At 48.7% G+C, this 618-nt stretch carries 4 tRNA genes; all 4 read right to left on the bottom strand.

What is annotated here, in order from left to right:
* Window positions 1–205: 205 nt before the first annotated feature.
* Window positions 206–298 (bottom strand) — tRNA-Ser (locus tag COD92_RS31285).
* 16 nt (window positions 299–314) lie between these two features.
* Window positions 315–391, bottom strand: a tRNA-Ile gene (locus COD92_RS31290).
* A 25-nt stretch (window positions 392–416) separates the two neighbouring features.
* A tRNA-Met gene (locus COD92_RS31295) sits at window positions 417–493 on the bottom strand.
* Window positions 494–507: 14 nt separating this feature from the next.
* Window positions 508–583: transfer RNA gene (locus COD92_RS31300), tRNA-Ala, on the bottom strand.
* Between the last annotated feature and the right edge of the window lie 35 nt (window positions 584–618).

Below are 618 nucleotides of genomic sequence, written 5' to 3' on the forward strand. Positions count from 1 at the left end.
TCCACCCCGCGATAGTAAAAGTTATTAAGTTTGGAGTATGCTCCAAGTTTTGTTACTGACTGTCCCCATCTCAGAAAGCTTAATCAAGCAGCAGCTCGATGGGTACAACTCGCAGATTATTCATTGTAGCAACGCTCGTTGCTCCACCCCGCGATAGTAAAAAGTATTAAGTTTAGAGTATTCTCCATGTTTCGCTAAAATAATATGGCGGAGGAAGAGGGATTCGAACCCCCGCGCGGTTTAACCCGCCTGTCGGTTTTCAAGACCGATCCCTTCAGCCGGACTTGGGTATTCCTCCATATATATTAAGCTGCTGGTGGACCTTGTAGGACTCGAACCTACGACCGGACGGTTATGAGCCGTCTGCTCTAACCAGCTGAGCTAAAGGTCCATGTTAATCTAATCATAATTATTAATGGTAGCGGCGGAGGGGATCGAACCCCCGACCTTACGGGTATGAACCGTACGCTCTAGCCAGCTGAGCTACACCGCCATCATATAATATATTGGTGGAGTCTAGGGGGATCGAACCCCTGACCTCCTGCGTGCAAAGCAGGCGCTCTCCCAGCTGAGCTAAGACCCCATAAGTTTTAAGAAGAATGGTCGGGAAGACAGGAT

It is taken from the genome of Bacillus sp. AFS037270 (assembly GCF_002585305.1).